General features: G+C 71.4%; 21 protein-coding genes. 14 read left to right on the forward strand and 7 right to left on the reverse strand.

Annotated features, from left to right (window positions below):
• Together DT057_RS23815 and DT057_RS23820 are read left to right on the forward strand one after the other, a co-directional pair.
• Positions 1–1,215, forward strand: a 1,215-nt coding sequence (locus DT057_RS23815) for a glycoside hydrolase family 5 protein (RefSeq protein ID WP_162501485.1), incomplete at its 5' end; no start/stop codon positions are given.
• Between the two features lie 50 nt (positions 1,216–1,265).
• Positions 1,266–1,697 (forward strand): hypothetical protein, encoded by a 432-nt coding sequence (locus DT057_RS23820; protein ID WP_128564590.1) that lies wholly within the window; start codon positions 1,266–1,268, stop codon positions 1,695–1,697.
• A 29-nt stretch (positions 1,698–1,726) separates the two neighbouring features.
• Here DT057_RS23820 and DT057_RS23825 read toward each other — a convergent pair whose 3' ends face one another.
• From DT057_RS23825 to gmd, 3 genes are all read right to left on the reverse strand, one after another.
• The gene (locus DT057_RS23825; RefSeq protein ID WP_128564591.1) at positions 1,727–2,032 is read right to left on the reverse strand and encodes a hypothetical protein; all 306 of its coding nucleotides are present in this window, start codon (positions 2,030–2,032) and stop codon (positions 1,727–1,729) included.
• 262 nt (positions 2,033–2,294) lie between these two features.
• Positions 2,295–3,272, reverse strand: a complete 978-nt coding sequence (locus tag DT057_RS23830) for a GDP-mannose 4,6-dehydratase (protein WP_128564592.1) — start codon at positions 3,270–3,272, stop codon at positions 2,295–2,297.
• Positions 3,273–3,291: 19 nt separating this feature from the next.
• Positions 3,292–4,269, reverse strand: a complete 978-nt coding sequence (gene gmd / locus DT057_RS23835) for a GDP-mannose 4,6-dehydratase (protein ID WP_128564593.1) — start codon at positions 4,267–4,269, stop codon at positions 3,292–3,294.
• A gap of 433 nt (positions 4,270–4,702) precedes the next feature.
• Between gmd and DT057_RS23840 the strand changes: the two genes are divergently transcribed.
• The gene (locus DT057_RS23840; protein ID WP_128564594.1) at positions 4,703–5,770 is read left to right on the forward strand and encodes a glycosyltransferase; all 1,068 of its coding nucleotides are present in this window, start codon (positions 4,703–4,705) and stop codon (positions 5,768–5,770) included.
• An 8-nt stretch (positions 5,771–5,778) separates the two neighbouring features.
• Here DT057_RS23840 and DT057_RS23845 read toward each other — a convergent pair whose 3' ends face one another.
• Positions 5,779–7,119, reverse strand: a complete 1,341-nt coding sequence (locus DT057_RS23845) for a polysaccharide biosynthesis protein GumE (protein ID WP_238313906.1) — start codon at positions 7,117–7,119, stop codon at positions 5,779–5,781.
• Between the two features lie 184 nt (positions 7,120–7,303).
• A complete protein-coding gene (locus DT057_RS23850; RefSeq protein WP_128564595.1) occupies positions 7,304–8,584 on the reverse strand; it encodes a polysaccharide biosynthesis/export family protein in 1,281 nt (426 codons plus the stop codon).
• A gap of 1,224 nt (positions 8,585–9,808) precedes the next feature.
• Here DT057_RS23850 and DT057_RS23855 point away from each other — a divergent pair.
• The 8 genes from DT057_RS23855 to DT057_RS23890 all read left to right on the forward strand — a co-directional run bounded on the left by DT057_RS23855 (position 9,809) and on the right by DT057_RS23890 (position 21,164).
• Positions 9,809–11,953: a GNVR domain-containing protein gene (locus DT057_RS23855; RefSeq protein ID WP_238313905.1), complete on the forward strand. Its 2,145-nt coding sequence runs from the start codon at positions 9,809–9,811 to the stop codon at positions 11,951–11,953.
• A complete protein-coding gene (locus tag DT057_RS23860) occupies positions 11,950–13,200 on the forward strand; it encodes a glycosyltransferase family 4 protein (protein WP_238313904.1) in 1,251 nt (416 codons plus the stop codon). The genes DT057_RS23855 and DT057_RS23860 overlap by 4 nt, the downstream gene beginning before the upstream one ends.
• A 53-nt stretch (positions 13,201–13,253) precedes the next feature.
• Positions 13,254–15,044 carry a WecB/TagA/CpsF family glycosyltransferase gene (locus tag DT057_RS23865; protein ID WP_238313903.1) on the forward strand — a complete coding sequence of 597 codons (1,791 nt, stop codon included), beginning with the start codon at positions 13,254–13,256 and terminating at the stop codon, positions 15,042–15,044.
• Complete coding sequence (locus DT057_RS23870) at positions 15,037–16,476, forward strand: mannose-1-phosphate guanylyltransferase/mannose-6-phosphate isomerase (RefSeq protein WP_128564606.1); 1,440 nt, start codon at positions 15,037–15,039, stop codon at positions 16,474–16,476. Before DT057_RS23865 ends, DT057_RS23870 begins: the two co-directional genes overlap by 8 nt.
• Positions 16,477–16,686: 210 nt before the next feature.
• On the forward strand, positions 16,687–17,400 hold the full coding sequence (locus tag DT057_RS23875; protein ID WP_128564596.1) for a sugar transferase: 714 nt from the start codon (positions 16,687–16,689) through the stop codon (positions 17,398–17,400).
• A complete protein-coding gene (locus tag DT057_RS23880) occupies positions 17,390–18,406 on the forward strand; it encodes a glycoside hydrolase family 5 protein (RefSeq protein WP_128564597.1) in 1,017 nt (338 codons plus the stop codon). Before DT057_RS23875 ends, DT057_RS23880 begins: the two co-directional genes overlap by 11 nt.
• Before the next feature lie 310 nt (positions 18,407–18,716).
• On the forward strand, positions 18,717–20,249 hold the full coding sequence (locus DT057_RS23885) for an oligosaccharide flippase family protein (protein ID WP_128564598.1): 1,533 nt from the start codon (positions 18,717–18,719) through the stop codon (positions 20,247–20,249).
• A gap of 141 nt (positions 20,250–20,390) precedes the next feature.
• Positions 20,391–21,164, forward strand: coding sequence for an FkbM family methyltransferase (locus DT057_RS23890; protein WP_128564599.1), 774 nt, complete (start codon positions 20,391–20,393; stop codon positions 21,162–21,164).
• Here the strand turns inward: DT057_RS23890 and DT057_RS23895 are convergent.
• The gene (locus tag DT057_RS23895) at positions 21,146–22,333 is read right to left on the reverse strand and encodes a glycosyltransferase family 4 protein (RefSeq protein ID WP_128564600.1); all 1,188 of its coding nucleotides are present in this window, start codon (positions 22,331–22,333) and stop codon (positions 21,146–21,148) included. The genes DT057_RS23890 and DT057_RS23895 overlap by 19 nt on opposite strands.
• Before the next feature lie 204 nt (positions 22,334–22,537).
• On the opposite strand from DT057_RS23895, the gene DT057_RS23900 reads away from it, so the two are divergent.
• The 3 genes from DT057_RS23900 (at position 22,538) to DT057_RS35595 (ending at position 25,107) form a co-directional block, all read left to right on the forward strand.
• Positions 22,538–23,509: a glycosyltransferase family 2 protein gene (locus DT057_RS23900; protein WP_128564601.1), complete on the forward strand. Its 972-nt coding sequence runs from the start codon at positions 22,538–22,540 to the stop codon at positions 23,507–23,509.
• A gap of 109 nt (positions 23,510–23,618) precedes the next feature.
• Positions 23,619–24,854 (forward strand): glycoside hydrolase family 5 protein, encoded by a 1,236-nt coding sequence (locus DT057_RS23905; RefSeq protein WP_128564602.1) that lies wholly within the window; start codon positions 23,619–23,621, stop codon positions 24,852–24,854.
• Between the two features lie 79 nt (positions 24,855–24,933).
• Complete coding sequence (locus DT057_RS35595; RefSeq protein WP_162501487.1) at positions 24,934–25,107, forward strand: hypothetical protein; 174 nt, start codon at positions 24,934–24,936, stop codon at positions 25,105–25,107.
• A 107-nt stretch (positions 25,108–25,214) separates the two neighbouring features.
• Here DT057_RS35595 and DT057_RS23910 read toward each other — a convergent pair.
• A partial coding sequence (locus DT057_RS23910; protein WP_162501488.1) for a glycoside hydrolase family 5 protein occupies positions 25,215–26,208 on the reverse strand: 994 nt, incomplete at its 5' end.

Genomic DNA, 26,208 nt, shown 5'->3' on the forward strand with positions numbered 1-26,208 from the left:
CACCTGGTCCTGGGCACCACCACCTACCAGGGCGAGGCGGCCGCGAACTCGGCCGGCTCCGCCGTGGGCGACGCCGCCGGGCTCTACGCCGCGGGCTCCCTGGTGTTCGACACCACCAAGGCACCCGCCGCCACGACCCCGGCGCTCGCCGCCACGACGGTCACGGCCGTGACCGCGCCCACCCCGGTCCTCACGACACCCGTCGTCACCACGCCCGTCGTCTCGACGCCCGTCGTCACGACCCCGGTCGCGTCGCGGTCCAGCGCCCCGGGCCTGTCGCTCCTCGGCGTCAATCTCGCGGGGGCGGACTTCTCCGCCGGCAAGCTGCCGGGCGTGTTCGGCACGGACTACACCTACCCGACGCACGCGGAGGTCGACTACTACGCCGCCAAAGGCCTCGGCGTCATCCGGCTGCCCTTCCTGTGGGAGCGCCTCCAGCCGACGCAGGGCGGCGCCCTGAACGCCAGCGAGCTCGGCCGCATCGACGACGTCGTCTCCTACGCCACCGCCAAGGGCCTGAAGGTCGTCCTCGACCCCCACGATTACGGCTCGGGCTACGGCCACGTCATCGGCAGCGCCCAGACGCCCAACAGCGCCTTCGCGGATTTCTGGGGCAGGCTCGCCGGCCACTTCGCGGGCAACGCCAACGTGATGTTCGGCCTCATGAACGAGCCCAACAAGCAGGACGCGACCCAGTGGCTGGCCTCGGCCAACGCGGCGATCGGGGCGATCCGGGCCAGCGGCGCGACGCGCCAGGAGATCCTGGTGCCCGGCAGCTACTGGGACGGGGCGCACAGCTGGGTCAGCAGCGACAACGACACGACGGTCGGCAACGGGATCGTCGACCCGTCCCGCAACTACGCCTTCGAGGTGCACCAGTACCTCGACGGCGACAGCTCGGGCACGAGCGCCGACGTGGTCTCGGCCACGATCGGGGTCGACCGCCTGACGGCGGTCACGCAATGGGCCGAGAGCACCGGCAACCGGCTGTTCCTGGGCGAGTTCGGGGTGTCGCAGGACGCCGCCAGCCTGAAGGCGATGGACAACATGCTGGCCTACATGGACCAGCACGCGGTCTGGCAGGGGGCGACCTACTGGGCGGCCGGGCCGTGGTGGGGCGACTACATGTACTCCATCGAGCCGGCCGGACTCGGCACCGCCCACGTCACCGACAAGCCGCAGATGGACGTGCTCGAGAAGTTCATCACCACCTGAGGCCCCGGGCGCCTTCGCGCCACTGCCGCCTCCGACGGGGTTCCGCACGCATGCCGACCGCCCTGCCGGCCCGCTTCCGGGGTGTTCTCCGGGCGGGCCTGCCGCCCGCCGACCTCGCCCGTGCGGCGATCGCGGCAGCATGCCTGCGCCGGGTCGAGGGGCGCCTGGCCCGGGCGCGGGCGGAGAGGGACCTCGCGGTCCTCGGGGCGCTGATGGAGCGCCGGATCCGCCTGCACGAGAAGGCCGCGTCCCTGCTGGGCGCGCCGGTCCCGGCCGCGGTCTACGCGGAGCGCGAGGCCCTGCGCGCCTGGATCGCCCGCGACCTGCACTGCCTGGAGCGCGAGCTTCGCCGCCTCGCCTGGGCCGATGCCCGAAAAGGGCGCGCCGCCGCGGCGGGCGACCGGCGGGCCGCCGCGGCGGCCCACCGCCTCGGGCAGGCGGCCTGCGACCGCATCGCGGCGCTCACCCGCCGCCCGGCCTGACGCGCCGCGTCCCCCTGGCGGGGCGAGGCCTACTTCTTCGACGGGGCGTCCTTCATGGGGGCGAGGCGGCGGATCCTGCTCTCGCGCACCCGCCCGGCGGCGACGTAGCCGGCCTGAAAGACCGCCAGCGCGAGACCGGCCAGTCCCACGGCGTGCAGGACGCCCTCGTGGGCTGCGAGATGATAGACGAGCAGGCCCAAGAACAGCGCGATGCTTGCCAAGAACATCGGCAGCCAAGGGCTTACAAGCGCGAACCCGGCACCGCAGACAGACGACAGCAGGATAAGCATCCACGAAGACATGACGTCAACCAGCAAGAACTGCGTACGCAGCATCCGCCGGTCTGCACGGCTCAAGACGATGCCGAGTGATCGAATAACACGCAGAGGGCGAGCCGGCAAACCGGTTTTGCTTCCCAGGGAGGCATGCGACATTTGCGCGACACGGGCCGGCGGCCGGGCGCGGGCGGGCCGGCGCGGCGCCTCGTGACCCCGCCCGCGCCCGCGGGCGGGCGCCAGGAGACCGGGACGGCGGGGGGCGCACCGAAGAGCCTCGGCCCCCGGCGCGGGGGCGCGGCTCCCGGGATTCAGCCCGGGATCAGGGCGCGCAGGCGGCGCGCCACTCGGCGAGCACGTCGTCGATCATCGCGGGCCAGGAGGTGGTCGGCTCCCAGCCGAGGAGCGCCCGCGCCCGGGTCGCGTCGCCGACCGCGCGGGGCGTCTCGTTCGGGCGGTAGCGCTCCGGATCGACCTCGACCCGGATCGAGACCCGGGCCTGATCGAGGAGGTGCGCGAGTGCGTCGCCGATGCGCCGCGGCGTGCCGGAGGCGATGTTGAGGGCGAGCCCGGGCGCGTAGGCGCCGGCCGGCAGGCCGATGACCCGGACGTAGGCGTCGACGACGTCGCGGACGTGCAGGTAGTCGCGCTCGGCGTCGAGGTTGCCGACGCGGATCACGGGCTCCTGGCGGCCGGCCTCGATCCGGGCGACCTGGGCCGCGAAGGCCGGGATCACGAACGGCTCGGCCTGGCCGGCGCCGGTGTGGTTGAACGGGCGCAGCCGCACGGCATCGAGGCCGCTGCGCGCCAGCTCGCCGACCATCAGGTCGGCGGCGGCCTTCGTGGCGGCGTAGGGGTTGGCCGGATCGAGGGCCGCCTCCTCGGCCGCCGGACGGCCGGCGAGGACCCGGAAGGTATTGCCGTAGATCTCGGAGCTGCTGACGAACAGGAAGCGCGCCTCCGGGGCCTCGCGGCGCACCGCCTCGGCGAGGGTCAGCGTGCCCTGGACGTTCACCGTCCAGGTGCTGGCGACGTCCCGGCGGGCCTCCTGGACATGTGTGATCGCCGCGAGGTGGACGAGGCAGGTCGGGCGGACGCGGCGGACGAGGTCGAGGACCGCGCCGGGATCGGTGACGTCGAGGATCCCGGCCTCGACCTGCGGCCCGGCGGCGGGGGCCTCCCGGCCGACCGCGACGATCCGGGCCCCGGCGCCGAGGGCCGGCCGCAGGGCCGCCACCAGGTGGCGGCCCACGAAGCCCCCGGCGCCCGTGATCAGGATCCGCTCCGCGGCGGCGCTCATCGGCTGCGTGCCCATCGGCTCAGCGGGCGACGGACAATCGCGCGAGGTCCGCGTCGACCATCTCGCGCACCATCTCCTCGAGGCTGACTGTCGGCTCCCATCCCAGAATCCGCTTCGCCTTCGCGGCGCTGCCCACCAGCACGTCGACCTCCGCGGGCCTGAACAGGTCGGGGTCGATGACGAGGTGGTCGCCGAGCGACAGGCCCGCATGCGCGAAGGCGATCTCGCACATGTCGCGCACGCTCACCGAGCGCCCGGTCGCCACCACGTAGTCGCCGGGCTCGTCCTGCTGGAGCATCAGCCACATCGCCCGCACGTAGTCCCGCGCGTGCCCCCAGTCGCGCTTGGCGTCGATGTTGCCGAGGCGCAGCTCGCGGGCGAGCCCGAGCTTGATGCGGGCGACGCCGTCGGTGACCTTGCGGGTGACGAACTCGATGCCCCGCAGCGGGCTCTCGTGGTTGAACAGGATGCCGCTGGAGGCGTGCATGCCGAAGCTCTCCCGGTAGTTGACGGTTATCCAGTGCGCGTAGAGCTTCGCGACGCCGTAGGGCGAGCGGGGGTAGAACGGCGTCGCCTCGGTCTGGACCGCGTCCTGGATCAGGCCGAACATCTCGGAGGACGAGGCCTGATAGAAGCGCGCCCGCGGGGCGGCGAGGCGCACCGCCTCGAGCAGGTTGGTGCAGCCGAGCCCCGTGACGGCGCCCGTCAGGACCGGCTGGGTCCACGACGTCCTGACGAAGGACTGGGCGGCGAGGTTGTAGACCTCGTCGGGCTGCGTCTCCTGGACCACGCGGGCGAGGCTCGACAGGTCGCAGAGGTCGCCGTCGACGAACCGGACCTGGTCGACGATGCCGAGCCAGTGCAGGCGCTGGCTGTTGAGCTCCGAGGTGCTCGACCGGCGGATCATGCCGTGGACCGCGTAGCCCTTCTGCAGGAGATGCTGCGCCAGGTAGGCGCCGTCCTGGCCGGTAATCCCGGTGATCAGTGCAGATTTCATAGCGAACTGGTCCCTACCGACGACGGGCCTCTGGTTGAGCGCCTCCCGCGTTTGGCGTCCCGCCTCCTATGACGAACCGATGACGCCTCACCACCAGAAGATGACACCATCTTGGCGCGGCGCCACTCCTGGGACATAGTAACACACAGAAAAAGACGCCGGTCACGCACGCGTCTTTATTGAACGGATCCCGCCCGGTCATTCACTGGTCTGCATAGAATTTCTACATTTCGGCGAAACGGGAGACCGTTCGCTCTTGCATTTTTTGCTTGTAAGTCCTTTATAGTGCCGATACGGCCGATCGACAAGGATCCCCTGCCCGGCTGACGACGGCGCGCGGTCGCCGCTTCGTGGTGCCGCCCGGACGGGCGGGCGCGGGAGGGGATGCCGGTCGGTCGCGCACCCCCGCGAGCACAGCAACCAGAGAGGCGTGATGCACCCCAAGGCCGCCATCGTCGTCGACCGAACGCATCTGAGCCGGCGCTCCTCCGGCATCGAGCGCATCACGCGCGAGCTCTTCTCCGAGACGGCGCTCGATCCCCTGCCGGTGACCGGGTGGGAGGCGCGCGGGTCGCGCCTCTCGATGATGGCGAACCAGATGGTCGGGATGCCCCTCGCCGCCCTGGCGCGGCCCCGCACCCTCTGGGTGTTCTCGGGCTATCCGCCCTCCCCCGTGCTGGCGGCGGTGCCGGAGCGGAGCATCTTCTACGTCCACGACCTCTTCCTGATCACGCGCAGCCAGGACCTCAACCGGTCGGCCAAGCTCTACATGGCGCAGCCGTTCCGGATCGCCCTGGCGCGGCTGCGCTACTTCCTGGTCAACTCCATGGCGACCGCGGCGGCCCTCGGCGGGTACGTGCGGCCCGACGCGACGGTCCTGCCCTACCGGCCGCCGATCCGGAACGTGTTCGGACTGCGCAGCGGGCTCGACGCGCCCGCGGCGCCGGAGCGGCCCCTCGTCGTCGGCGCCATGGGCACGATCGAGCCGCGCAAGAACTTCCTGGCGGCGGCCCGGCTGTGCCAGGAGCTCGGCCGGGCGCTCGGCCGCGAGGTCGAGCTGCACATCATCGGCCGGACCGGCTGGAGCGACGACGCCGAGGCCCTGGGGCGCCTGCCGCACGTCCGGCTGCTCGGCTTCCTCGACGACGACGAGGCGAAGCGCGCCGTCGGCCGGTTCGACCTGTTCCTGTGCAGTTCCCACGACGAGGGCCTCGGCCTGCCGCTCCTGGAGATGCAGTTCGCGGGCCTCCTGGTGGTGGCGCCCGACAAGCCGGTCTTCCGGGAGGTTCTCGGCGAGTCGGGCCTCCTCGTCGACCTCGACGACATGGGGGGCGCCGTCGCGGCGGTGGCCGGGCGCCTGCGCCGGCCCGACTGGCAGGCCGAGGCCCGCGCCCTCGCCGAACGCAACCTCCAGCGCTGGAACCTGCAGGCCGAGCACGACCGGGAGAGCGTCGTCGCGTTCCTGGGCGAGCGCCTCGCCGCCGTCGCCGCCGCGCGCTGAGGCTCCCCTCACGAGGACCGGCTCCCGGCCGGCGCCCGGTCGAGGGAGCCGGGCTCGCTCTCCAGGACGCCCTTGATCATCCAGAGCAGCGACGCGGTCTTGATGCTGAGGAAGCCGTAGCTCACCAGCGAGTTGAAGGCGATGTAGAGGCAGAGGGCGTGGGCGAAGCGGATCTGCGACCGGGTCTCCTCCTTCGAGGACAGGGCGCAGAAGCACCAGAAGAACGCGATGCCGAGGAGCGACTGGGTGGTGACGATGTAGCCGACGCCGCTGTCCACGGCCTTGCTCATGAAATCCTCTGACATCCCGAGGAACTCGGGGATGGCGTACTGGGTCAGGAGGTCGACCGTCCAGGCGATGCGGCCCGGGAAGTCGTCGCCGCCGCCCGCGTGCCCGGTGGCGATCACGAACACGAAGGCGAGGGCGAGGACGCCCGGGAGGTAGAGCAGCGCGGCGTGGCGCGGCAGCCGCCGCCACAGGGTGCAAACGATCCCGATGCAGCCGAAGGACACGAAGGCGAGGCGCCCGTCGCAGGCCACCATCAGGAACAGGTTGGTGAGGAGCAGGTAGGCCCGGGAGGACAGGCTCAGGCGCTCCCAGCGCGAGAAGATGTAGGCCGAGATGACGACGCAGTAGCCGCCGAGCGAGACCGGCTCGAGGAAGATGGACGAGACGCGGTGCGCGTCCATGAAGCTGTCGGCGATGCTGAGGAAGCGGGCGTCGGGCCGCGTCGCGCTGACGAACAGGTCCGACTCGGTGTTCCAGAAATCCGCGTCCGTCAGCCCGCGCGTGGCGATGAAGTAGTCCTTCACGTGGAACAGGCGGGAGTAGCCGTCCACGTCGAAGGCCTCCAGCACCGCGATCAGGAACACCACGGTGTGGATCACCAGCACGTAGCGATTGAGGTGCCTGGAGCGCGTGCAGAGCCCGAGCATCAGGAAGGCCGGGGCGATCAGCAGGTCGCGGAAGTACTTCACGCTGGTGGCCGGGTCGACGACGACCGAGCGCAGGATCATGAACAGGAACAGCCACGCGATGAGCGCGACCGCGAAGTTCATGGACGGGCGGTAGTGCGACGCCGCGACGAGCAGGGCGGCGCCGATCAGCATGATCTCGGCCGCGATCACCACGCTCGGCGTGAGCCCGGTGACGTTGCCGTTGATGAGGGCCAGGACCGCGTTGAACGAGACCGCCCCGAGCAGGATCAGGAACGGCAGGTGCTCGAGGAGGACGTCGGACCTGGCACGCCGCTCCGCCCGGTCCTGCCGAGCGATGGCCCGGTCGTGCCGGGCCATCGCCCGGTTCTGCCGGGCGATGAGCCTGCCGCCATTCGCCGAGAGTGCGGGCATGTCGTCTCCGGGGCCGGGGGCGTGGAGCCCGGGCCGCTCAGCTGGTTTCGGCGGGACGGGCGCCCCGCGGCGATCCGCCCCGAGGGTTCGGGCATCGGCCCGGGCCCGCCCGGCGCGGCCCCGGGCCGGCATTGCCCCCGCCTGCCGGGGCGGTCCCGCGGGTGCGCCGCGGGGCAGGGGTTTTCTAGCGCGTCGGGATCTCGGGCGGCTCCTCGGACTGGAGGGCGACCTCGACCACGTCCCCGGGCTGCAGCTCGGTGTCGTAGGTCGCCTGGATCCGCGCCGTGCGGTCGCCGGTCTTGCGGAAGATCGCGATGGTGGGCTGGCTGTCCATGCCGCGGACGAGCTGCGACTTGACCATGCCGGTGTAGCGCAGCTTCTCGCTCACGGCCTGGAGCTTCGCGCGGGTCGAGGCGAGGCGGACGTTGGCGTCCTGCATGTCGCGCAGGATCTCGAGGCGCCGGTTGTCGTCCACGCGCTGGAGGCGCCGCCCGAGTTCGCCCTTCTCGCGGTCGACCTGGGCCAGGAGGGCGGTGGTCTGCAGGGCCCGGGTCGAGGAGAGCAGCAGCGACCGGCGCGCCTCGACGAGGCGGGGCATCGGGATGTTGCCCTTCTCGAAGAGCTCCTGGTAGCGCTTCAGATCCTCGGCGTCGGACTGCACGCCCTCCTTCTCCCGCGCCTCCTGCTCGGTCAGGACCTTGGCGCGCGCGGCCTCCTTGCTGCCGGCCTCCGTGAGGTAGGTCTTCTCCTTGACGAGGTCGGCGTAGCGGGTCTTGAGGATCGCGAGCTCGCCGTCGGACAATTCCTTCGTCAGCGAGGACGCGACGGGCGTGTCGATCAGCGACTTGCCGTCGACGCCCTGCTGCCCGTCGAGCTCCGCCCGCAGGCGGGCCATGCGCTGCTGCTCGCGGCTGTAATCGATCCAGGCCGTGTTGTACTCCGAGCGCAGGTCGGAGAGCTGCAGGAAGGGGTTGTCCATCTTGAAGCGGAGGATGTCGAATCCGCCCGCCAGGGACACGCTCTGACGCACCGTGAGGCCAGGCCGGAAGACCTGCTCGCCCGGCTTGGAGATGTCCCCGCTCAGGTAGATCGGCCGGTACTCGAGGATCGAGACGTTGATCTCCGAGGGCGAGAGGATGACCGGAAACTCGCGCCCGTCCTGCGTGCGCTGCCGGAACTCCTTCGTGGGGAGCACCGACTGGATCTTCGCGCGCGCATCGCCGAGGCTCAGACCGCCGACGTTCACCTGGCCGACCAGGGGCACCGAGACCTCGCCGTCCCCGTTCACCACCGACTTCGTCTTCAGCTCGGGGAAGGCCGCGGCCTCGACCTGCAGCACGTCCCCCGGGCCGATCCGGTAGGCCGCGAAGGCGGGCTGGGCCGTCGCAGCCACCACCGCACCTGCGAGCAGAAGCCCCGCGAGCCGGCCTCGACGCGCAGGGCCGGGCAGTTGGCGGTGGTGCATGAAGGTCTCCTCTGTGCGCCGGCCCTCGGCCCGCGTGAGCCCGCGTCCGGCCGGCTCGAAATCGATGTCGGGCCCCCGTCGCGACCCTGCGCCCGGACGGCGCGCGGCGGCGGTGCCGGGAGGCCCGGGACGGCGGGGAGCGCGCTCAGAAGCGGGAGGAGCGGCGACCCGGCCCGGGCGACGCCCAACCGACTCTAATCCGCCCACCCCGATTGCGTTCCCGTCTTGCTGCACATGCTCTCTCGCGGCCGTTCCCGCAACCCGGCCACGGGCTCCGGACCGGGCGACGACGCCGCGGCGGCACCTCAACCTAAGCTGGTGCCAAACGCTCGAGGCAGGGATCAATCCTCGTCTCCCGTAAGAGCTTAGCAAAATAGATGCCATCAGCCGCGGCAACCCTGGCAGACGCAACCGGAGGTAGCCTCTACCTATGCACATTGAGCATACCCACTATGCACAACGTTCTAACCCGAAAGGGGTAGGAGCTGACACTCGCCACCTGCTAGTAACCTATGTTTATATCACAAAATCAGAATACCACCACCACGACTGATTCAATAACATATGAGATGAACATAGCCGCCAGTATTCGACGCGTATACCCCACTTACGGCCCAGCTCTCAGGATACTCGGGTGGAGCATGGCTCCAGGCCGGGCCCGTCTCAGCCATGCAATGAATTACATCCTGATATGCGTCTTACGCATTGCCGTCAGGGAGTCTCGAGGGGCCGTCGGCGACCGTTCCGCGCGTCACCGACGACGTCAATTCCAACGCACGCAATCGAGTCCGTCGGGCAACCTCTTCGCAGTGCAGCGAAAACGAGGCTTCGCCGTTCGCCAGGGAGCCTGGACCGCATGCCGCGAAATGGTTCCATAAAATTCCTGCGACAGCGTGGAACCCCCCGCCCAAGCTCGGCTGTTCAGCCGAAACCGCACCATCGGCGGGTTGTGCCGAGGGTCGTTTTGTTGTTGTTCAAGCGACGACAGGCGGCACTCGTTCAAGACGCCGATCACTGCCTCCCAGGCAAAAAAGCAGAGGCCAGGAGAGACGTTCGGCGTATGCGCCTGACGGGGCGCTCTATTCAATAAGAAGACGATCTCGTGGTGAGGATCCCGTAGGGCATGGATTGGAACCGACCGTCCACGCGAACGTGAAGGCCGCCATGAATTTCAAGCCCAATCAGCTTCGCTTGCACGTGAATGCTGGCCTCCCGGGTTCGGAGGTGCGTGGCCGCGGCGACGTCGCGGCGATCCTCGACGCGATCCGACGCCGTCGGGTGCTCGCGCTCGGGCTCATGACGCTGTGCATCCTGGCGGCGGTCGCCTACGTGGCCACCGCCACGCCTATGTTCACGTCGACGGCGATCCTGGTCATCGACACCAAGATGACGCCGCCGTCCCCGGCGCAGATCAGCTCCGAGCCGACCGTCGACCCCGCGGTGGTCGACAGCCAGATCGAGATCCTCAAGTCCGACAAGATCGCCCTCGACGTCGTCGACCGCCTGGGCCTCGACCGGAACCCGGAATTCATCGGCTCGGGGCCGGGCCCGCTCGCGCGGCTGCTCGCGCTCCTCGGCACCGGAGCGTCGGTGTCCGGGCCGCCGGACATGCGCCAGGTGGCGGTCGGCAGCCTCACCCAGAAGGTGAAGATCACGCGCTCGGGCCGCAGCTTCCTGGCCGAGATCAAGGTCACGACCCAGAACCCCAGGAATGCGGCGGCGATCGCCAACGGGGTGGCGGAGGCCTACATCCAGGACCAGCTCAGCAGCCGGATGGAGGCGAGCCAGCGCACCACCGACTGGATGCAGCAGCGCCTGAAGGAGGTCCAGGAGAAGGCGGACGCCGCCGACCGGGCGCTCAAGGCCTTCCGGGCGAGCCGCAAGACGGGCGAGGGCGACGCCGGCCTGACCCGTGAGGCGGAGGCCCTCGACGCGGCGCGCCGGTCCGCCGTCGCCGAACTGAACCGAGCCCGCAGCGCCCTCCCGGCCGTCGCGTCGGCGGTCCGGGCCCTCGACGACGGCGTGAGCCCGACGACGCTGGCGCTGCTCGACAGCCTGGGCGATCCCGAGACCGATCGCCTCGCCGCGCCGCTGCGGAGCCAGGGCTTTCCTGGCGATGGCCAGAAGACCGATGCGGCCGCCAAGGCCGATGCGGCCGGCAAGGCCGCCCGCGATGCCCTGCGCCAGCACTTGAGGCAGCTCGACGAGGCGCGCCGGCGCACGGCCGGCGCCGCGGAGCTGCGGGTCAACCTCCTCGACCGCCAGGCCGAGGACCTCGCCGCCCGCATCCGGACCGCGCCGGAGACCCTGCGGGAGGAGCAGCTCGACCGCGCCGCCCAGGCCGCGCGCAGCACCTACGAGTCGCTCCAGAACCGGGTGACGCGGGTGAGCTCGTTCCTCCAGCAGCAGGCGATGCCCGTGACGGAGGCCCGGATCGTGACGGCGGCCTCCCCGCCCCTGTCCAAGAGCTCGCCCAAGACCACCCTCGTGCTGCTGCTCGCGGCCGTGGGCGGCGCCGTCGCGGGGATCGCCGGCGTGTTCGTGCGGGAGATGTTCGACCGCCGCATCCGCTGGCCCGACCAGATCACCCGCGATCTCGGCCTGAGCTTCCTCGGGCCGCTCCCGCCCGCGCCGGCGGGCCGCTTCTCGCTGCGCCGCTGGCGCCGGCGGCTCGCCCTCCCGGTCCCGCTGCTCATCGCCGGCAAGGGCACCTCCCCGGTCGCCCTCGAGACGCTGCGCTCGGCCAAGGTGGTGCTCGACCAGGCGATCGGGCGCGAGCGCTGCCGCGTCGTCGGCATCGTCTCGGCGCTGGAGCACGAGGGCAAGGCGACGGTCGCCATGAACCTCGCGGCCCTCGCCACCGAGATGCGGGCGCGGGTCCTCGTCGTCGACGCCAACCTGCACGACGACCGGTTCGCCCGGACCCTCGGGGCCGGCGGCCTCGGCATCGCCACCGTGGTGGCCGAGCAGCGCGAGCTCGAGGATTGCGTCGTCCGGACCGAGCTCGGCTTCGACCTGCTGCCGGGCTTCGTCGGGACGGCGCCCTCCCACCCGGCGGAGATCCTGGCCTCTCCCGGGATGCGGCGGCTGTTCTCGGCCGCCCGCGGCTCCTACGACTACGTCATCGTCACGATCCCGGCCGTGCTGTGCTCGGTCGACGCCCGGGCGATCGAGGACGTCGCGGACGCCTTCATCCTGACGGTCGCCTCGGGCCGCACGACCCTCGACGACGTCGAGAGCGCCTTCGCGACCTGCCCGGCCCTCGTGGACCGCGTCGTCGGCGTCGTCCTCAACCGGTCGAAGCTCGCGCCGCGGCGCCGGATCCGCCGGATGGTGCGCCGCACCCGGGTGCTGGAGCTGCCGGCATGAACCCGACCGCGATGAGGCCGGCCGCCGCCCTGCTGCGGACGGCGCGCCGTGCCGCGCGCCCCCTCGCCCGCTCGGTCCGGCGCCACGTCCTGCCGCGCATCCTGCCGGAGGCCGCCCACGCCTTCCCGCATCCGGCCTCGCGGATGCGGGTCGTCGGCCTGCTCTCGTCCGCCTCGGGCCTCGGCGAGTCGGCGCGCCTGTGCTCCCGCACCCTCGCGGAGGACGGCTGCCGCGTGTCGGGGGTGAACGTCGCCGGGCTGTTCGACAGCGACGACGGCGTCCCCTTCCCGGCCGGCGCGGCGGATGCGGGGGCGGACGTCGCCCTCTACCACCTCAATCCGCCGATGCTCCTGCCGAGCATCCTGCGGGCCGGCCTCCTGCGCCACGCCAGGACCTACAGCATCGGCTACTGGGCCTGGGAGCTCGAGACGCTGCCGGCCGAGTGGGTCTCGGCGATCCGGTTCGTCGACGCCGTGCTGGTCCCGAGCCGGTTCTGCCAGGCGGCCCTGCGCGCCTACACCGACAAGCCGGTGCTCGTCGTGCCCCACCCCGTCGACGCGGCGGGACCGGCGCCCGCCGCCACGCGCGCGGAGCGCTTCCGGGTCCTCAGCATCTTCAACTTCGGCTCGTCCTACCGGCGCAAGAACCCGACCGCCCTGGTGCAGGCGTTCCGCGCCGCCTTCGGGGAGGACGAGGGCGCCGAGCTGATCCTCAAGGTCGGCGACGGGGCGCGCTACCCGGCGGAGCGGAGCCAGATCCTGGCCGAGATCCAGGGCCTGCCGAACGTGCGCCTGATCGACGAGGTCTGGACGCGGGAGCAGGTGCAGGAGCTCGTCGCCTCGGCGGAAGCCTACCTGTCCCTGCACCGCTCCGAGGGGTTCGGCCTCACCCTGGCGGAGGCCATCCTGTGCGGCGTGCCGGTGGTGGCGACGAACTGGTCGGGCAACACCGATTTCTGCCTCCCGGCCCTGTGCTACCCGGTCGACTACACCCTGGTGCCCTTCCACGATCCCCACCCCGCCTACGCGGGCCTGGGCGAGGCGCGCTGGGCGGAGCCGAGCGTGGCGCACGCCGCCCACCAGCTCCGCCGGGTGCGCGACGAGCGCGACGCGGCGCGGGCCAAGGCCGCCGCCCTCAGGGACGCGCTCGTCGGGCACCTGCGCCGCCACAGCTACCGCGAGGCGCTCGCGCGGCTCGCCGCCCCACAGGGCGAGGCCGCGGGCGCGGCCGCGCCCGCGCTCCGATGACGTCGGACGCGCCGCGCCCTCGGGCGCACGGATTCACGGGAGAAGTCGCGCACATGCAGCACCAGCACCCGGACGAGGGCCGCACCGCGGGCGCGGCCGCGATGGCCGCCGCGGCGACGCCAGCGCCGGCAACGGCCGCGGCGGCCGCTCCCGCGAGCCTGTCGCTCATCGTCTGCACGCTCGGCCGGCGCGACACCCTGGAACGGCTGCTCGAATCCCTGCGGGCCCAGACCCGGCGGCCCCTCGAGATCCTGGTGGTCGACCAGAACCCGGCCGGCTACCTGCACCCGCTCCTCGCGCGCTACCAGGACCTGCCCCTCGTCCACCTCGTCGATCTCGCCGACGCGCGCGGCCTGTCCCGGGCGCGCAACCTCGGCCTCACCATCGCCCGCGGCGACGTCGTCGGCTTCCCGGACGACGATTGCTGGTACGATCCCGGCGTCGTCGAGACCGTCTCGCGGCTGTTCGGCCGCGACGGCCGCCACGACCTCGTCACCGGCCGCACCGCCGACGCCGAGGGCGCGGATTCCGTGAGCCGCCACCTGCCGGTCTCGGGCGAGATCACGCGCGCGAACGTCTTCCTCGCCGGCAACTCGAACGGGCTGTTCGTGCGCCGCACCCTGGCCTCGCGGGTCGGCGGGTTCGACGAGGCGCTGGGCGTCGGCGCCGCCACGCCCTACCAGTCCGGCGAGGAGAGCGACTTCATCCTGCGCTGCCTCGCGGCCGGCGGCGGCGGGCGCTTCGAGCGCGGGCTCATCGTCCGCCACGCGCGCACGGACGGGGACCCGGCCGCCGCGGCGACGCGGGCGCGCCGCTACGCGCCGGGCTTCGGCCGGGTGCTGCGGCTCCACGGCTTCCCGGCCGGCTTCGTGGCCGGGCGACTCGCGCGGGCGGTCGGCCGCGGCACCCTCTGCCTCCTCGCGGGCCGGACCGTCGACGCCCGCCAGCGCTACGCCTGGGCGGCCGGGACGGCGCGCGGCTACCTGAGCCCGGCGGGAGCGCCCCGGCTCGGCCGCGGGGCGCCCGCCGCGGCCCCGCGCCAGCCGCGGCCGGCCTTCGGGCTGCGGTTCACGCCCCTCGGGGAGCAGGAGCTCGCCGCGCGCATCGTCGGCCCGGCCGTGCCCCGCGGCGCCGGGCCGCGGGTGATCGCGACCGCCAACCTCGACCACATCGTCCAGCTCTCGCGCAGCACCGCCTTCCGCCAGGCCTACGGGCGCGCCTGGGCGGTGACGGCCGACGGGATGCCCGTCTACCTCTACGCCCGGCTGCGCGGCGCCGCCGTCCCGGCCCGCCTCACCGGGGCCGACCTGTTCGCCCGGGTCATGACGAGCCTCTCGCCCGAGCGCCACCGCTGCTTCTTCGTCGCGACGACGCAGGAGACCGCGGGCCTCATCGAGCAGGATCTCGTGCGGCGCGGCTTCGCGCCGGAGAGCCTGGCCTTCCGGGTGCCCCCGCACGGGTTCGAGACCGACCAGGCCTACTCGGACGGGCTCGCCGAGGCGATCCGGGCGCACCGGGCGACGCACCTCTTCGTCGGCGTCGGCTCGCCGAAATCCGAGATCTGGATCGACCGCTACCGCACCGTCCTGAGCGACTGCTACGTGCTGAGCGTCGGCGCCGCGCTCGAGTTCTTCGTCGGCACCAAGCGCCGGGCGCCGCCGGCGATCCAGCATGCCGGCCTCGAATGGGCTTGGCGCGTGGCCCACGAGCCGCGCCGGCTCTTCCGGCGCTACTTCGTCGATTCGTGGCGCTTCCTCTGGCTCGTCGGTGCCGACGTCGTCAGGCCGGGCAGCGACATCACGCTCGACGGCATGAATGGGATGAAAGCAAGCAATGATGCCTGATCTGGAGAAGCGGATACTTCCCGTGATCATGTGCGGCGGGGCAGGGACGCGGCTGTGGCCGGCCTCCCGCGACAGCATGCCGAAGCAGTTCATCTCCCTCGTGGACGGCGAGCCCTCGACGTTCCGGCGCACCCTGGAGCGGGTCGCGGATCCCGCCGTCTTCGAGCGGCCGGTCGTCATCACGGCGAGCGACGCCCGCTTCATCGTCGCCGAGCAGGTGCAGCAGGCCGGGATCGCGGCCGACATCGTGCTCGAGCCGGAGCGGCGCGACTCCGCGGCGGCGGTCGCCGTGGCGGCCCACCGCGCGGCCGAGCAGGGACCCGACACGGTCGTGCTGATCCTCGCGGCCGACCACGTGATCGGCGACGCGGACGCCTTCGTGGCCGCCTGCCGGGCGGCCGCGAGCGGGGCCGCGGCCGGCCACATCATGACCCTCGGGATCAGGCCCACGGGCCCGGCCACCGAGTACGGCTACATCCAGACCGGCGCGCGCCTGCCCGGCGCGGCGGGCGAGCACGGCGCCTGCCACGTCGAGCGCTTCCTCGAGAAGCCGGACGCCGAGCGGGCCGCCGGCCTCGTCGCGAAGGGCGCGCTCTGGAACAGCGGCTACTTCCTGTTCCGGGCCGACACCCTGATCCAGGAGCTCGCCGCCCACGCCCCCGAGGTGTCGGCCGCCGCCAAGGCCGCCCTCGAGGGCGCCACGAAGGACCTCGACTTCGTGCGCCTCGACCCGGCGGCCTTCGCCGCCGCGCCGAAGATCTCCATCGACTACGCGCTGATGGAGCGCACGAGCCGGGCGGGCGTGCTCCCGGTCGCCTTCCCGTGGTCCGACGTCGGGTCCTGGAACGCCCTCTGGGCGGTCTCGCCCCGCGATCCCGACGGCAACGTCGTGCGCGGCCGCGCCGCCCTCGCGGGCACCCGCAACAGCCTCGTCCACAGCGACGGCGAGATCCTGACGGCGGTGGTCGGCCTCGAGGACGTCGTGGTGGTGACGACGCCCGACGCGATCCTGGTGACCTCCCGGGCCCGCTCGGCCGAGGTGAAGGACCTCGTGACGCAGCTGCGCCGCGAGGGCCACGCGGAGGCCGACGAGCACCGGCGGATGTACCGGCCCTGGGGCTGGTACCAGCGCATCGACATCGGCACCCGCTTCCAGGTGAAGCGCATCATGGTCAAGCCGGAGGGGCGCCTCTCGCTCCAGAAGCACTACCACCGGGCCGAGCACTGGATCGTCGTCAAGGGCACCGCCCAGGTGACGGTGAACGACGACGTCAGCCTCGTGCACGAGAACGAGGCGATCTACCTGCCGATCGGGTCGATGCACCGGCTCGTCAACCCGGGCAAGATCCCCCTCGAGTTGATCGAGGTCCAGGTCGGCAGCTACACCGGCGAGGACGACATCATCCGGGTCGAGGACGTCTATGGCCGCTGAGCCCCGGGCCGGTGCCCGGGGTCCCGGGCAGGCCGGAGCCGTGAGGCTCCGGGTGCCGCCCGCGGCCCTGCCTCCTCCACCCTCTCCTCCAGCCCCCCTCCCTCCAGCCCCCCTCACCCCGCGCGGGTCCCCACTCGCGACACGAGCCCGGGCCCGGCGCCCCCAGCGCCGGATGCCGCCCGTTCGCAGAGCAACAAGGAGAGCCGAACAATGCCACGGGGGATCGCAGTCGATTTCGAGTACCGCGGACGGCCCGTCCAGGGCGCCGGCGTGCCGGCCCATCCGCGGGTCGCGCCGTCCGAGCGGCCGCTCGACCGGCGCGCCGCGACGATCAACCTCGCGGTGACCAAGCGGGCGACGGACCTCGCGATCGCGGCGGTCGCGCTCCTGTTCCTGCTGCCGGTCTTCGCCGTCGTGGCGCTCCTGATCAAGGCGGAGAGCCGCGGCCCGGTGTTCTTCCGCCAGCGGCGCTACGGCGTCGGGCAGCGCACCTTCCTGATCCTGAAGTTCCGCACCATGACGGTGCTCGAATCCACGGGCGCGTTCCAGCAGGCGGTCGTCAACGACGCCCGCGTGACGCGCATCGGGCGCTTCCTGCGCCGCTCGAGCCTCGACGAGATGCCCCAGCTCCTCAACGTGCTGATCGGCGACATGTCGCTCGTCGGCCCGCGGCCGCACGCCATCGCCATGGACGACGCCTACGCGCAGGCGGTGCGGGACTACGACGACCGCTTCCTCGTGCGCCCCGGGCTCACCGGCCTCGCGCAGATCAGCGGCTACCGCGGGCCCACCGACACCCACGACAAGATCGCCCGGCGGATCGCCCGCGACCGGGCCTACATCCGGCGCTGGTCGCTCCTCCTCGACCTCGCGATCATGATGCGCACGCCGATCGCCCTGGTGAAGGATCCCAATGCGCTCTGACACCCGTCCGCGGTCCCGGGGGACGTCGACGCTCACCCGGGGCGGCTTCCTCGCCGGCCTCGCGGGCAGCCTCGCCCTCGCGGGCCGGGCGCCGGCGGGCGAGGCGCGCGCCGGGACCATCGCGTATCCGGGCGTGAACCTGTCGGGCGGCGAGTTCGGCGACCTCGGCCGGCCGCTCGGCCAGGGCTACATCTACCCGGACGATGCGAGCTTCGCCTACTACGCCGGGCGCGGCATGAAGCTCGTCCGCCTGCCCTTCAAGATCGAGCGCGTGCAGCCCACCCCCTTCGGCGCGCTCGCGGCGCGGGACGCCGCCGAGCTGTCGCGCTGCGTCCGGGCGGCGCGGGCCGCGGGGCTGCGCATCGTCCTCGACGCGCACAATTTCGGCAAGCGCGGCGACCGGCCGATCGAGGCGCGCGACCTCGTGGATTTCTGGGGGCGCCTCGTCGCCCTGTTCAAGGACGAGCCCGCGGTCGCCTACGGGCTGATGAACGAGCCGGTGGCGTTCTCGCCGGCCGCGTGGCGCCCGGTGGTGGACGACGTCGTCAAGGCCGTCCGCGACCGCGGCTCGACGCAGCTCCTGATGATCCCGGGCGCGGGCTGGGACGGCGCCCATTCCTGGGTCTCGGACGGCAACGCCAAGGCGTTCGAGAGCTTCTCCGACCCCAACTTCATGTTCGAGGTCCACCAGTACCTCGACCGGAACAGCTCGGGCTCGAACCTCCAGGACTACGCTCCGGGCGCCGGCGCCACCCGGCTCGAGGCCTTCACGGCCTGGGCCCGCGAGCGCAAGGCCCGGGCCTTCCTGGGCGAGTTCGGCTTCGCGCTGCCGGCGGGCGAGACCGAGGCCCGGGCCCTGATGGCGAGCCTGACCGGCAACAGCGACGTCTGGCAGGCCTACGCCTACTGGTCCGGCGGGCCCTGGTGGGGCGACTACGCCTTCAGCATCGAGCCGACGAAGGAGGGCGACCGGCCGCAGATGGCGCTCCTCAGGAGCTACATGTAGCCGTCGGGCGCGGCCCCGCGCCGGCTGCCAAAGGCGGCGCCCGGCCGGTCCGGGACCGCCGACCCGTGGGGCGCCCGGGCGAGCCGCGGCGTGATCGCGTGCGGCCGGCCGGCTCCGCCCGCTGACCGGGCGGCAAGGTCCCGCGGCGGCGCCCGCCTGGACCGGGAGTCGGTTTCCAGGTTTTCCGGGACGAACACCGAGCGAAGTTGCGCAAGTGAGCCGCCGCGTCGTCCGCTCGGATCTTTGAGGTGGCGCGGGTTTTCGGCACAGCGGCGCGATGCGCCGGTCCGAAACCTGCTAAGGAGATGAGATGGCAGGTACACTGGTTCGCAAGTCGCTGATCAATGCCATCGCGGGGGTGGCCGTCACGGTCGCCGGGTTCGCGAGCAGCATCCTGGTCGCGCGCCTGCTCGGTGTGGAGGGGTCGGGCGTCGTCGGGTTCGCGGTCTGGGCGATCACCATGTCGGTCATGGTGGCGGATCTCGGGATTCCCGGCAGCCTCACGCGCTTCCTGCCGGAGCTTCGCGCCCGCTCGACCCTCGACGCGGACGGCCTTTCGGCCGCGCTTCTGCGGCCCTACGTCCTCGTGAGCGCGTGCGTGGCCGGAGGCTTCTTCGCCTACGCCGCCTGGCTCGCGGTCGCCCACCCGGCGGGCGACGCGTGGCAGATCGGCCCGGGCAGCTTCCGGTCCTCGCCGCTGTTCTGGCTCCTCTGCGGGCTGGCCTGCCTCTCGCAATCCCTCGCGAGCTTCGTGAACAGCTACCTGCGCGGCGTGCAGGACTTCGCGGCGCTTGCCCGCCTCGCCCTGCTCTCCGCCGGGGTGCAGATCGTCGCGACGGGCGTGGGGGTCGTCACCTTCGGCGCCGGCGGCGCCATCGCGAGCTCGGTGATCGGTTCCGCCGTAGTGATGGTCGCCATCGTGCGGCTGCCGCGGGCGGGGAGCGCCGTTTCCCCGGCGCTGCGGGACCGAGTGAGGCGCTACGCCCTCGAATCGTGGGTGAGCCACCTCGTCACGGCCTTCCTGTGGTCGCGCATGGAGGTGATCTTCCTCGAGCGGAGCTTCGGCAGCCACGCGGTCGGATTGTTCACCGTGAGCCTGACGCTTTCCAACCTCGCCACCCAGGGGCCGCTGCTGCTGACCGGCGCGCTCCTGTCGCACCTCTCGGAGCATTCCGGGGCGGATCACGCCGAGCGCCGCCAGAACCTCTACCCGGCCAGCGTGCGCCTCCTGGCCCTGATCGTGTTCCCGCTCTGCCTCGGAACGGCGGGGATCATGCCGCTCCTGCTCCCGCTGCTGTTCGGCCCGGCATTCGATTCCGCAATCACCGCGGCCACGATCCTGGTCGGGTCCGCGAGCCTCGTGACGATCGCCACCATCGCGTATTCCTACCTGTTCGCGATGGAGCGGACGCGCTTCATCCTGGGGTCCGGGCTCGTCGGGGCGATCCTGTCGATCGTCGCCGGCCTCACGGTGGTGCCGGCGGCGGGCCTGCTCGGGGCCGCGGGGTCGAGGGCGGTGATCCAGACCCTCGTGTCGGCCACCATCGTCTGTTACGCATGGCGGGCCCTCGGCTGCGTGTTGCCGGCCGCCGATCTCGCGCGCATGTTCCTGGCAGCCCTGCTCTGCGCGGTCGCGGCCCGCATGGTGGCGACGGTCTCGTCCGGCGTTCCCGGGCTGGTGCTCGCGATCGTGATGGGCGCGCTCGTCTACGCGGCGGCCCTGCGCGTCCTCAAGCCTCTCCCGACGGCCGATCTGCACCGCATGCGGGAGGCGCTCCGCAGCCTTCCGGTGCCGCTGCGCTCGGCCGCCCTCGCGAGCCTGCGCGTGATCGCGCCGGCGTGAGCGATGGCCGGGGAGAGGAGCATCGGGCGCGAACCTCGCCCGAGAGCCGCCCCCGCCTTGGGTCGGGACGGGGACGGCTTCCGATGTCTGAGGCGGCGGCATTCGCCTCACGTGGAGCGCACCGGAACTGGAGCACGTCCCATGGTAAATCACCTGACGCGACGCGTACGCAGCACGCTCGTACGGCAAGCCGAGCGGATCACCGGAACCCACATCATCCCCCGCGGCAGCCTGTGGGCCGTTCCGGAGCGGGAGCACCTGAAGGCGTTCTTCGCGCATTTCGACGTCGACTGCGTGTTCGACGTCGGGGCCAATGAGGGACAGTTCGCCGACATTCTGCGCCGCAAGGTCGGCTATCGCGGCCCGATCTTGTCCTTCGAGCCCATCCCCGACGTCGCGGCGCGGCTGCGGGCCAAGGCGGCGGCCGACGATCTGTGGTTCGTCGAGGAGTTCGCCCTCGCGGACGAGGTGGGTGCCCGCACCTTCAACATCATGGCCGACACGCAGTTCAGCTCCCTGGGAAACCCGAAACACGATGAAGTCCGGTTGTTCGAAGCGACGAACCACGTCGCTCAGAGCATCACCGTGAAGCTGTCGACCGTGAAGGCCATGCTGGAGACATACCGGAAGCGGCTGAAGTTCGCGCGCCCCTACCTCAAGATGGACACCCAGGGGCACGACCTCGCCGTGGTGCGGGGGGCGGGCGACGACCTGCGGGGCTTCGTCGGGCTTCAGAGCGAGCTGGCGATCCGCAAGCTGTACGATACGTCGGTCGATTTCCGCGACGCCATCACGGCCTACGAGCGCGCCGGCTTCGCCCTCAGCGCGCTCGTGCCCAACAACGAGGGCCACTTCCCGACCTTGGTCGAGATGGATTGCATCATGTACAACACGAACTACGCGGCGCTCGCCTGAGCGTGCCGCGCCACGACCGTCCGCTCGTAGAGGGCGACGGTGTCCCGCGCGATGGTCGTCCAGCTCGGCACCGCCGCGATCCGGGCGCGCGCCGCATCCCCGAGCGCCAGCCGCAGCGCGGGGTTCTGCGCGAGCTCCGTCATCGCATCCGCGAGCGCGCGCGGGTCCTCCGGCTGCACGAGAAGGCCGCTGCGGCCGTGCTCCAGCAAGGCCGCGAAGGCGCCGAGGCCGGAGGCCAGGATCGGACGGCCGAACGGGAGGGCGAGCATCAGGACGCCGCTCGCTTCGATCTGCCGGTAGGGAAACACGAACACGTCCGCGTCGGTCAGGATCCGCGCCAGTTCCTCATCGGGGATGTGGCGCTCGTCGAAGACGAACCGGGACGCGACCCCGAGGTCCCTGGCCCGTTGCTTCAACCCGTCGAGCGGCATGGCGGGCCGGCCGGCGATGACGAAGCGGCAGCGGCGCCCGACCGCGTCCGGCATCAGCGCGGCGGCCTCGATCAGGATGTCGAGCCCCTTGTAAGGCTTCATGATCCCGAAGAGCAGGAAGTCGACCGTGGGCTTGGACGGATCCGGCGGATCGACCGGCACCGACGAGAGCGACACCGGCGAGAGCAGGCCGTGCCCGATCTGATGGATCCGGCCCGGGTCTACGCCCTGCTGGGTGAGTTCGCGCGCGCCGAGCGCCGTGTGGACGATGACCGCGTCGGCGCCATCGGACACCCGGGAGGCGCCCGCTCGCAGGAGGAGCGGCACGCGGTCCCCGTTCGAGGGCCGCGTGTCGTGCACGGTCAGCACGCAGGGCGCGTGACGCCGGAGGCGCCGGAACAGGATCCGGTCGGCGAGCGGCACGACCGGCCACTGGACGTGGACGACGTCGGGCTTGAGCCGGGTCACGTGGTCGACGATCTGCTGCAGGTGAAGCCCGTAGCGGACGTGGCGCAGGAACACCGTGACGCGGTGCGGCACGATCTTTCGGGGCAGCGGCGCGAAGATGTCGTTGATGGCCAGCGGCAGGTGGGTCACGCCCGCGGCGGGCAGCCGCTCGCCGGGACGCAGCGGCCGCGACGCGAGGAAGACCTCGTGCCCCTCCTCCGCGAGACCCGTGCAGAGGCTGGAGTCGTAGGGCAGAGTGTACAGCAGCGGGTCGACGACGAGGATGCGCAAGGCAGATGCTCCGAGGCGGGTTGCTGACCGGGTCCGGGCCGTGCGCGGCCCGCGCTGAGCGCGTCGCTCAGGAACACGCTCTTTCAGTCGAGAACACAGTCATACCGCAGGAAAACCGAATGAACGACCTTAATTTTCGATCACCTGTCGCATGACTTTCAGCAAGATACGTGCGCGCCGATCGATGACAACCGAGAGAAGCCCATGAGACCGCCGCCTCAGCATGTAAGCGTTATTATGCCAGCCTTCAATGCGGCGGCGACGATCGAGCGCGCGCTGAGCAGCGCCCTGGCGCAGAGCCATTCCGAGCTCGAGGTGATCGTCGTCGACGACGGCTCGAGCGACGCGACCCGGGACGTGGTGCGGCTGATCGCAGCCCGGGATTCCCGCGTCAGGCTCCTTGAAGACGGGGGCAACAAAGGGCCCGCCGCCGCCCGCAACGCGGGGTTCTCGGCCGCGACCGGCGCCTGGCTTGCCCTGCTCGACGCCGACGACGCGTGGCGGGCGGAGCGCCTGGAGCGGATGCTCGCCGTCGCGGGCGACCGGGCCGACGTGGTGTTCGACAACCTCCTCGGGTTCGACGCGCACACGGGCGGCACGATCGGCCCGCTGTTCCCCAGCCTGCCCGAGGTGATCGGCGTCTCGGACATGGTCGCCATGACGGCGCCGGGCAGCTGCATCAACTACGGCTACCTCAAGCCGGTCTTCCGCCGCGCGCTCGTCTCCGAGGCCGGCCTGCGCTTCGACGAGACGCTGAGGACGAGCGAGGACCTGCTCTTCTTCCTGGAGCTGCTGATCGTGAGCGGGGGCGCGACGGCGACCCGCGAGGGCTACTACGTCTACACGATGCAGGTCGGGTCCAGCGGCCGCAGTTCGCCCTACTCCCACAGCAAGCCGTACGACGTCGCCGTCGCGGCCGCGCTGGCGCGCTTGCGCGAGGCGCACGCGGCACGGCTGACGCCGGAGGAGAGCGCGAGCGTCCAGCACAGGATCGACCACCTGCGCGCCATCGCGCCCGTGAGCGACTTCCACTTCGCGCGGCGCACCGGCGACATCCGCAAGCTCATCGACCTGCTCGCCCGCTCGCCGGCGGTGCGGCGCGAGCTCGCACGCGGCGTGGCCCGGCGGATGCGCGGTCGCGCGGCCTCCCCGGCGCGTACGACCCCCGACGCGTGAGACCTTGAAACCGCGCCCCGTCCTCCGCCCTCTCCTCGAGGCCGCCTCGCGCTCCGGCGCGGCCTTCGGCAGCGCGCGCCGCGGACGCTCTCACGGAATTGCCGCTCCCATGCGAACACTCGTCGCCGCAACGATGCTGGCCCTCATCCTGGCGGCGGGCACCCGGGCCGCACCGGCCGGCGAGCCGGCGCCCGGCTTCGTGTCGACCCGGGGCGCCGAGATCGTCGCCCCGGACGGCGCGCCCCTGCGGCTGCGGGGCATCAACCTCGGCAACTGGCTCGTGCCGGAGGGCTACATGTTCGGCTTCCGGGACGCGACCGCGCCCTGGCAGATCCGGCAGGTGATCAAGGAGCTCGCCGGCCCGGAGGCCGACACCGCGTTCTGGCGGGCCTGGGCCGAGGCCTTCGTGACGCAGGACGACCTCCGCTTCATCCGCCAGGCCGGCATGAACGTGCTGCGGGTGCCGTTCGACTACCGCCAGTTCACCCCGGAGGAGTATCCGGACGTCTGGGTCGAGGACGGGTTCCGGCTCCTCGACCGCCTGGTGGAGTGGAGCGCCCGGGAGGGCCTCCTCGTCATCCTCGACATGCACGCGGCGCCCTGCGGCCAGTCCGGGCACAACATGGACAATTCCTACGGCTTCCCGCACCTGTTCACCGACGAGGCCTGCATCCGGCGCACGGCCGAGGTCTGGCGGCGGATCGCGGCGCATTACCGCGACGTCCCGACGGTGATCGGGTACGACCTCCTCAACGAGCCCCTGCCCGAGCAGGAGGGGAACGACCCCTTCACGCCGATGCTGGTGCGCGTCTACGAGACCGTCGTGGCGGCGATCCGCACGGTCGACCCGAACCACCTCGTGTTCCTGAGCGGCATCAACGCGGCGAGCGACTTCAGCATCTTCGCGAACACCGCCCTCGACCGCAAGGCGGTCTACGAGTTCCACTTCTACGTCGCGGCCCCCGAGGAGCGGGCGCTCGAGAAGTACCTGCGCTTCCGCGCGGCGCACGACGTCCCGATCCTGATGGGCGAGGCCGGCGAGAACACGGACGAATGGGTGCGGGCCTACCGGGAGATCCTCGACCGCCACGGCATCGGCTGGACCTTCTGGACCTACAAGAAGCTGGATTCCAGGAGCTGCATGCGGACCTACGCGCCGCCGCCGCACTGGGACGCGGTCGTGGCCTACCAGGGCCTGGCGGGGCTGACCCTGACCGACCGGCGCAAGCGGCGCCCGCCTCCCGAGGCCGTCCGGGCCGCCCTCGACGGGCTGCTCGGCCGCGTGCGGTTCGGCGCCACGACGGAGAACCGCGGCTTCGTCGAGGCGCTGCGGATCGACCCCTGAGCGCCGTCCCGGCGGGAGAGGCGTGGCGGGATGTGAGGCCGGCGCGCCTCGCCCGTGGTTCGCTCATGCGAACCATGCCGTGACCGCAACTTTTCTCAACACCGACGCGGTGCAGCGCCCGATCGGCGCGGTGCTCCTGGACACCAGCGACGGGTGGCGGTTCCTGCACCGCTCCATCCAGGTTGAGAGGATCGCCGGTCTCGTGCGGGAGGCGATCGAGGTGACGATCACGCTTCCGCACGAATTCGCCTGAGCGAGGGCCGCTTCAATGCCCCCCGCGATTTACCTGATTGATGGAGGCGGCCCGCTTTTTCAGCGAAGCACGCCTCCATCGATTTCTCACGAGATGGTCAACCTTGTTCAGATATACTGTTCAAGTATCCCCATTTGCGGCTTGTCAGTGACATGGCTGGTTCCCAGGCCCGTCGGCTCGATCGAATACATGTAATCACCCCACCACGGGCCGCCCGCCCAGTAGGTTCCGCCCTGCCAGACATCCGCGTGCTTGCTCATATAGCTCAGCATATTGTCCATGGCCTTCAGGCTCGTGGCGTCTTGCGACACTCCAAACTCTCCCAAGAACAACTTGCTGTCGGTGCTCTCAGCCCATTGTGTGATTGCCGTCAGTCGCTCGACACCGATCGTCGTCGAGACGACGTCGCCATGCGTGCCGGAGCTGTCGCTGTCCAGGTACTGGTGGACTTCGAACGCGAAATTGTGTGCCGGGTCGACGACGCCGTTTCCGATCACGGTATCGTTGTCGGTATTCACCCAGCTATGGGCTCCGTCCCAGTACGCGCCGGGCACCAGGATTTCCTGGCTGGTCGCGCCGGCACCTCTGATTGCCTGGATCGCCGCGTTGGCAGAGCCGAGCCACTGTGTCGCGTCCTGCTTGTACGGCTCGTTCATCAGGCCGAAGATGACGTTGGAATTGCCGGCGAAGTGGCCGGCCAGCTTGCCCCAGAAATCCGCGAACGAACTGTTGGGAGTTCCGGCGCTCCCGATGATGTTGCCGTACCCGGACCCGTAATTGTGCGGATCCAGCACGACTTTGAGGCCCTTGGACGTGGCGTAGCCTACGATGTCATCGATGTAACTAAGTTCGGTTTTACTGAGAGCACCGCCCTGGGTCGGCTGCAGCCGCTCCCACAAGAATGGCAGACGGATGACATTGAGCCCCTTGCTTACGGAGTAGTCGACCTCGGCGTGAGTCGGATACGCGTAATCCGTACCGACGACACCGTGCGTTTTGTCCCCCGAGAATTCCGCTCCTGCCAGGTTTATTCCGAGCAGAGACAGGCTGGTCGTCGGCGCCGGGGTCGCGGCGGCCGGGGGAGGCGTGACGGCGGCCGGA

The sequence above is a fragment of the Methylobacterium crusticola genome (assembly GCF_003574465.1).
Taxonomy (GTDB): domain Bacteria; phylum Pseudomonadota; class Alphaproteobacteria; order Rhizobiales; family Beijerinckiaceae; genus Methylobacterium; species Methylobacterium crusticola.